Annotated in this window: 5 protein-coding genes; 3 read left to right on the top strand and 2 right to left on the bottom strand. The window is 53.0% G+C overall.

All coding sequences use genetic code 11. The features are described 5' to 3' along the window. Positions 1 to 36: 36 nt before the first annotated feature. A complete protein-coding gene (locus ACEW8P_RS03160) occupies positions 37 to 918 on the bottom strand; it encodes a DUF1080 domain-containing protein (protein WP_373511657.1) in 882 nt (293 codons plus the stop codon). 104 nt (positions 919 to 1,022) lie between these two features. Beyond that, positions 1,023 to 2,498, bottom strand: a complete 1,476-nt coding sequence (locus ACEW8P_RS03155; RefSeq protein WP_373511656.1) for a sulfatase — start codon at positions 2,496 to 2,498, stop codon at positions 1,023 to 1,025. A 304-nt stretch (positions 2,499 to 2,802) separates the two neighbouring features. Here ACEW8P_RS03155 and ACEW8P_RS03150 point away from each other — a divergent pair, with 304 nt between their 5' ends. From ACEW8P_RS03150 to ACEW8P_RS03140, 3 genes are all read left to right on the top strand, one after another. Further along, entirely contained in the window at positions 2,803 to 3,915 is a 1,113-nt protein-coding gene (locus ACEW8P_RS03150; RefSeq protein WP_373511655.1) for a DUF4249 domain-containing protein, read from the top strand. Then, positions 3,912 to 6,329 carry a TonB-dependent receptor plug domain-containing protein gene (locus tag ACEW8P_RS03145; protein WP_373511654.1) on the top strand — a complete coding sequence of 806 codons (2,418 nt, stop codon included), beginning with the start codon at positions 3,912 to 3,914 and terminating at the stop codon, positions 6,327 to 6,329. The genes ACEW8P_RS03150 and ACEW8P_RS03145 overlap by 4 nt, the downstream gene beginning before the upstream one ends. Before the next feature lie 213 nt (positions 6,330 to 6,542). Then, a partial coding sequence (locus ACEW8P_RS03140) for an ATP-binding protein (protein WP_373511653.1) occupies positions 6,543 to 7,250 on the top strand: 708 nt, incomplete at its 3' end.

The raw sequence follows: 7,250 nt of genomic DNA, 5'->3' as shown, positions 1-7,250 counted from the left end.
ATGTAAAAAAAGCCAGTGAGGGGTATTTTCTCCCGCCTATAGGCTAAATTCTTTGGGCGGAGCCAACACCCGCTTCACCTTGACATTCCGGTAAAACAGCTCCGCGCCTTCCGATTGCAGGGCGATTTTACCGCCGCGCAGCGGGACGCGCTCGCCATTTTCGACTTTGCGCGAGTTATAAAGCCGCATCACTACTTTCCCATTGATGAGGTGGACGCTGCTGTCGCCCCAAGTGATGACTTCGGCGGTGTTCCACTGCCCGTGCGGACGTTCGTTGTCGGGCCGTTTCAGGCAACGTCTTTCCGACATTTCGTTGGAATACACGTAGGTGCGTCGCGCCGCTTCTGGTGCGTACGCCCACCACTTGCTGCTGTCGGTCTTGACCGATGGAATGTCGATGGTCACGTCGCCCACGGGCCAGTAGTCGCCTGCGTCACCTTCCTGAATTTGGCACTCCTGCGACGGGAGCCAGTTGCGGCCCACGCTGCCCGGCGTTCCGAATCCGTGGTAGAGTAGCCCAGCGTCGCGGGGCTGATTTTCGCGCGGCGGCCATTTTTTCTCACCCCATTTGAAGTCCACACTGACATGGTAGTTTTCAAAGTTTTGGTCAAAAATGATGGTACCGAATACCTCGCCACTTACGTGGATGGCGGGCTGCCCGTCTTCCGTCACGATCTGGAACACGCCCAGCGGGTCGTTGTCGATGCCCAAGTCTTGCGTGTATTTTCCGTTGGCGTCTTTGGGTAAATCTGCTACCGTCGAATTGGCGTGGGGAACGCCAAGGTACTTTGTCGAGCCCGCTAAGGTTTTTCCGTCGAAGAGGTTTTGCCAGCCGTCCGCCCGGCTTTTTTGGGTGGTAGGTTTGGTCGTGCAACCGAGCAGCCAGATCAGGAGAAAGAAGCAGAGGGGAGATTTCATAAATTTTCTTTTCGTGTAAAAGTCAATTTTCCCGGAATCTACGGTCGCTGCCCCGCCGCCTTCGATTTCCGGAATCGTGTATTTCCTTATAATTAATCATTATTTCAATATCCCCCCTTCTTCTCCGACCCACCGCCCAACGACTTGACCCACGTATTCGGAATTTCCTTGCCCAGGCGGGTTTTGACGCTTTTCATTTTGGCATTGGCCGCCAGGTTTTCCCATTCGTGGGGGTCCTTTTGGTGGTCATAAAGCTCCTCCGTGCCATCGGGGTTGCGGATGTATCGGTAGCGGCCATCGGTGACGGACGAGTACTTTTCGCCGTAGGTCATTACGCTCGGCGACCATTTCATCGCCGGATTTTTGAGAATCGGCGTCAGGCTTTTTCCATCCAAAATATGTTTGGGCGGGTTCAGACCGCAGAGTTCCACCAGCGTCGGGTACAAGTCGATCAGGTTGGTCGTTTGGGGACATTCGTACGACTGTCCGTTCGGCAAGCGAATGAGCAGCGGCGCGTAGGCCGATAGCTGCCAGAGGGTTCCCTTCTGCCAGCGCTCCTTTTCTCCCATGTGGTATCCGTTATCGGAGGCCACGATGACAATGGTATTTTTGGCAAAATCCGTTTTGTCCAGCGCCTCGATGACCCGCCCCACCGACCAGTCGGCGAAGGCCGTTGTGGCCAGGTAACCGTGCATCATGCGCCGGAAAACTTTGTGCGCTCCTTCCAGGCTCTCGCGTCCGCCGAAGCGCCAGAGCGAGTCCACCAATTCGCGGCCCTGGACGGGTACATCGTCCAAGTCGTCGGCCCGGTACCCGGCAGTCGGGACGATGTCTTTCTCGTCGAATAGATCGAAAAACCGTTTCGGAGCCGTGTAGGGTGTGTGCGGACGCCAGTAACCCACGTAGCAGAAGAAGGGTTTATCGTGTGATTTTTGTAAAAAATCAATGACTGCTTCGGCGTTCTTCACGTCCGGAAAGTCGGAATCCGGCCCTTCCCATGCCTTTACGGATTCAAAGCTGCCCGAACCCACCCAATCTTCCTTTTCGGCGAATGGCCCGAAACCGCCTTTAAAAATCGGGCGATTGTCAAACATCGCCTCCTCTCTTGCATCGCCAATATTGGCGTGGAAAATCTTGCCCCGGCCAAAGGTCTCATAGCCGTTGCGCTTGAAGCATTCGGGCATGGTTTCGGTCCTGGCCAGAATGGAACTTTCCTTCCAGGGATTGGCCCCGTTGTAGTAAGCGCCCGTGTGGTGCGGGTACATTCCGCTGAAAAAGGCCGCTCGGGAAGGCACACAAACGGGCGAGGCGCAGATATTCTGGGTGAAGTTGTACGACTGACCTCTTAGCTCATCCAGGTAGGGCGTTTTCGCCAGCGGGTAGTGCTTCATCAGTCCCCAGCCGTTCATGTCGTCCACGGTGATAAAGAGGATATTGGGTTGGACCGTCGCACGGTTGTCTGGCGCAGCGGAGGTAATCCCAAAGTTGGTCTTGCCCTCCTCTTTTTTGATAAAAACCACGCTCAATAAGGTAACAAGCAGGAAAAAGGCAAGGATAGGAGGGAGGAATCGCTTTCTCATAGTGTTTGAAATTTCATTAGAAGGGATTGTTTCCCAATGATGGTGGCTTCCTGTCTAAAACCCTGTTTCGATTGTCTTTTACTTTGGTCGGATCATCCTGGGCCGATAAAAGGTAGTTGGGCGTGGCCCGACCAGACTTAGCGGACGCTGTGGTTGACGAATCGAAATTTTTCCCTTTATTTGAGACTTACCTGTCACTATCACTGACGTCCGCAAAATCAACATCCGGGAATTGCCGTTGAAAAATGGCCTTCAGGTCGAACCCTCCGCCGAAATTTATTGAAGAAACTTTATGTACCAAAAATTGACCAAGGCTGCAACCATGCTGGCCCTGTTACTGATCATGCAATGCGTAGATCCTTACAGAAAGACGTTCGACTACGACGATAATCTGCTTACTGTGGAGGGATTCGTTACCGAGGATAGTCCGGTTCGGATAACGCTCCGAAATACGCGCAGTACTCAGGGTACCAGCTTTTTACAAACGATCAGTGGTGCCAAGGTGGAAATTCGGGCCAAACGAGGTCCGGTGCTTCGGCTCAGCGAAACCTCCGCCGGGGTATATGAGTCAGACCCTGACTTCCGGGGCAAAGCGAATGAGACCTACAGCCTCTATTTTGAATTGGCGAATGGGCGCAAATACCAATCTACCGAAGAAACCCTCGTGCCACTTCGCACGGCTGCCAGCTATTCTACCGTCTTTAATCCGCGTATTTCGGTTGCGTTTCAGAATTTCAACCAGCGGGCCATGTCTTCCCTCGATGTGCTTGCTGATTTTAACGACCCCGTCGATCAGGAAAACTACTACCTCTGGAAAACGCGCCTTTTTGAACAGCAGCCCATCTGCCTGACGTGCATCGATGTAGAATACAACGAACGCACCCAGGACTGCAACCCACGTCCGCCCACCCCTTCACAACCCTCTGTGTATTACGACTACCAGTGCGATGGCGATTGCTGGGAAATCCTGGGCGACGAACGCATCAATATATTTTCTGACGCACTCATCAATGGGAAGGAGGTCAAAGGACTATTGCTGCGGCAGGCCCCGTTTTATTCTCGAGGTGGCGCTCTGCTGGAACTCACCCAACATAATCTTTCGAAGGGTGCGTACCGCTATTTTGAACGACTCAAACAGCAGGTGGAAACATCGGGAACCTTCGTCGATACGCCCGCCGCCCCGCCCGTTGGTAATATTCAAAATATAGAGGATGCCGGAGAGTTGGTAGCGGGTTTTTTTGGCGCAGTGGGCACGAATGTACAGCGGATTTGGCTCGACAGGCGAGGCTATCCTTCGCCGCTTGTCATACCGCTGCTCGGGCGGGATGTCTTACCATCTCCCCGTTTTGATCTTGTCAAAGTACCCTGCAAAGCATCCAGTACCCGTACCCCCTTCAAACCAACTGGCTGGCAATGAAACGTACTTTACTCCTGTTTATCCTATTCGCAAGCTTGCTAAGTACCTCGGTCGTGGGCCAAAAACGCCCTCCTGGCAAAAGCTACCTGGTGCGTTGCGTATTGACCGATTCGCTCACGGGTGAGCCTATCGTCAATGGCGCTGTCCAGTTCAATTACAATCGCATTGGACTTTTTACGGATAAGGACGGCATTTTTGAAATTTTTCATCCCGAAGGCGAAGTAGTGCTAACAATCAGGAACATGGGCTACCGTACTTTCTTCGCCAAGTTCGATCTCAGACGCGACACCACGCTGACCTTACGCTTATTGGCCGTAGCCAACGAGCTGGCCGAAGTGACGATTTCGACCCAAAACGTGGATCAAACGCTTCGAAAGCCGCTACTTGGGGTCACGCGTCTGAATATTAAAACCATTAAAAACCTGCCGGCCGTCATGGGCGAGGTGGACATCATCCGTAGCCTCCAGCTATTGCCGGGCGTTACGTCGGTGGGCGAGGCGTCCAATGGCGTAAATATCCGGGGCGGTACGGTGGATCAAAACCTGATGCTCTTCGACGATGCCCCCATCTTCAATCCTACCCACCTTTTTGGCATGTTTTCGGTATTTCCGCCCGATGCGGTTGCTTCCCTGGAAATGTACAAGGGCACAACCCCCGCTCGCTACGGGGGCCGGGCGGCGGCCGTACTCGATGTAGCAATGGCCAACCCCAGCCTCGATCAGTTCAAGGTGCAGGGAGGGATTGGGCTGATATCCAGCAGGCTTACGGTAGAGATGCCGCTGGTCAAGAATAAAATTGGATTGCTGGTGTCGGGACGCGGGTCGTTCAATGATTTTCTGCTCAAACTTGGCCCGCCAGCTATTCAGGGCATCCGGGCCAATTTCGGCGACGCGGCCGCCAAGTTATTCTGGATAATCAATCCCAAAAATACCCTGTCTGTTTCGAGCTATTTCAATACGGATTTTTTCCAGACGGAACTGCTGGGCGGTGTGTCCAACATCGTGTCGGAATCCACCCAGTTCAAGTACAACACCCTCAACTTTTCGGCGAAGTGGTTTCACGCTTTTTCACCCAAGATCGACATGCAGGTGGTGGGTACCCAAAGCAACTACACCCCCAGTATTCTTTTGCCCGAAACCAGCGACGACAATACCGTCGAAATCATGTCGGGGGTGATGCAGCGACAGTTGAAAGCCAACCTCAACTATACGCCCGACGAAGCCCACAAAATTGAAATCGGGGCGAGCCTGGTCAATTACCTCCTCGACCCGCCCGGCAGACTCGACCCCGGTACCAGCCTGTCGGTAAACGCCGTAGAACTACCCCAGGAACGTGGCGTCGAACTGGCCGGGCACATCGAAGACGAGTACAAAGTCACCCCCCGACTAACGGTGATGGCCGGACTTCGCTATTCTTACTTTCTGGATCTGGGCCCCGGCAGCGTACGCGCCTACCTCCCCGGTTCGATCCGGGAAGAATCGTCGGTCATCGGCGTGACTGACTACGCTCGCGCGGAGCCGATGGCCACCTACGGCGGATTTGAACCACGCCTCGGGCTAAGTCTGAAACTCTCTGAACTAGCCTCGCTTAAAGGAGGATACACGCTCATGAGGCAGTACATGCAGGTGATTTCCAATGCTACTACGCCGCTACCCACTTCGCGCTGGAAAACGAGCGATGCCCACATCAAGCCGCAGGTGAGTCGACTGGCTACGTTGGGTTATTTTCAAACCTCCCGGAATACGATATTCGACTATTCGCTGGAAGCCTACTGGCGCGAAACCGACAATATTGTGGAATACAAGCCGGGCGCTGATTTTCTGTTGCGGCAAAATATCGAAACGCAGCTCTTGCAGGGCCAAAGCCGGGCGTATGGCATCGAGGCCATGGCCACCAAGAAAAAGGGAACGACTACGGGCTGGATCAGCTATACCTACGCCCGCGTCCTCAACCGCGTGGACGAAGGGCCTTCATTTTTGGAGCAAATCAATAAGGGCGACTGGTTTCCGGCCAACTTCGACCGACCCCACTCGTTCAACTTATCCCTCACCACGATTCCCAACAAAATCACGACCTTCTCGGCTACTTTTACGTATTCCTCCGGTCGTCCGTTCACTGCTCCCACGGGTGTTTTGCGCTACGAAAATCGAAGCATCCCGTACTTTACCTTCCGCAATCAGGATCGTATCCGCGATTACCATCGGCTCGATTTCTCGCTTCAACTCAACAACCTGACCGAAAAAAACCGCCGCTGGCAGGGGAGTTGGATATTTACGCTCTACAATGTGTACGGCATCGACAATCAGTATTCCGTTTTCTTTCGGCAAATCGGTAACGGGTTTCGGCCCTATGAACTCACGGTGTTCAATGCGCCCATTTTTTCGGTGACGTTTAATATTAAGAATTTCCGATGAGCCTAGCCACGGCCCGGGGATTTTGGGCGGCAACCGCCTTCTCAGGATTGGTAAAAGTAGCGAACAGATAATATTTGCCATTGCACTCCCGGTATCCCTACCTTGGGCCTTGTCAATCGGTTCGTCGCGCATCATTGGCTCTCACTTCCCTGTTAAATTAAAGTGTACTTTAAAAATAGTATTACTATATTTGAAGTACACTTTAAAAATAGTATGATGTTTTACCAAAGAACCGTATTTCCGGCGTTACTCGACCATCTTGCCAAAAAGCAGATTACTGTACTGACGGGAATGCGGCGCACGGGCAAAACCACCCTGTTGAAAGCCCTGATGGAACGCTCTCCCCTCGCCCAGAAGGTGTACTTTGATCTGGAACGCATCGACAACCGGGAATTTTTCGCGGAAAAAAATTACGAGAACATCGTTTACGCGCTTTCCCAGCGGGGATTCGATCTGGAACAACCCCTGCTGATTGCCATTGACGAAATCCAGATGGCCCCGAACTTGCCCAGCGTGGTCAAATACCTGTACGACACCTGCGGGTTCAAATTCATCCTGACGGGGTCGAGCGCCTACTACCTTCGCAACACCTTTAACGAGTCGCTGGCCGGGCGCAAGAAACTCTTTGAGATACATCCGCTTACCTTCGGAGAACTGCTGACTTTCAACGGAATCCTCTTTGAGCCTTTGGCCGATTGGCAGGAACTCCGCTTTGTGAAGTCGGAGTATGAGCGGCTCAAAGCGTTCTACGAAATGTATGTCCAATTCGGAGGTTTCCCGGAAGTTGTGTTGGCCGAAAGCGAGGCCGATAAAAAGGATTTGATCGGCGATATTCTAAGTTCGTACATCAACTACGACATCGCGGTTTTAGCGGATATTCGCAAAAGCACCGAACTGTACAAACTGGTCCGGCTGCTCTCG

It is taken from the genome of Persicitalea sp., from assembly GCF_041751555.1.
Classification (GTDB): domain Bacteria; phylum Bacteroidota; class Bacteroidia; order Cytophagales; family Spirosomataceae; genus Persicitalea.
This window is presented reverse-complemented; position numbering and strand designations above follow the sequence as displayed.

Coding starts and splice junctions, on each gene's coding strand:
- ACEW8P_RS03160 (WP_373511657.1), bottom strand. CDS start 918: ATGAAATCTCCCCTCTGCTTCTTTCTCCTGATCTGGCTGCTCGGTTGC.
- ACEW8P_RS03155 (WP_373511656.1), bottom strand. CDS start 2,498: ATGAGAAAGCGATTCCTCCCTCCTATCCTTGCCTTTTTCCTGCTTGTT.
- ACEW8P_RS03145 (WP_373511654.1), top strand. CDS start 3,912: ATGAAACGTACTTTACTCCTGTTTATCCTATTCGCAAGCTTGCTAAGT.